Below are 481 nucleotides of genomic sequence, written 5' to 3' on the forward strand. Positions count from 1 at the left end.
ATTGGAGCCGTTGCCGAATATCGATTTTAATCTGTTGACCGGTAATTCATTAGTTGGGTTATTACAAGTCAACGCGGCGGCCTATTCAGAACAGCAGAAAAAACATGCCGATTTGTTTTCCAGTGGTGAATATGCGCGGGTGGTGGCGGAGAAGAATCGCTTAATTGGTTTATATCGGGATACGACGGCGGAGTATTCCAAAGTGGATTTGGCGGCAATTAAACAGGAAATTAATCAACATCGCACGGCGGCGCAGTTGGTATTAAATGATTTGCTATTGCAGGAAATGGGGCAGGCGGGGGTGAAGTTTGAACAGGCGACCTGGGATGATGCGAAACAAAAACTGGGTAAACCAATTAAACGGGCATTAACAACGGCGGATGTTGCGCAATTAAAACCGTTCCACTGGGGCTTTGAATTCGATCAGGTGTTGAATGAACGCGGCGGGTTTGATGCAATTATAACGAATCCGCCCTGGGAA

1 protein-coding gene is annotated in these 481 nt (G+C 46.6%); it reads left to right on the forward strand.

The features are described from left to right. Nucleotides 1-481 (forward strand): Eco57I restriction-modification methylase domain-containing protein (locus HUK38_RS14775; RefSeq protein WP_202985593.1); only part of this gene is annotated, 481 nt, incomplete at both ends.

The sequence above is a fragment of the Thiospirillum jenense genome (genome assembly GCF_014145225.1).
Taxonomy (GTDB): domain Bacteria; phylum Pseudomonadota; class Gammaproteobacteria; order Chromatiales; family Chromatiaceae; genus Thiospirillum; species Thiospirillum jenense.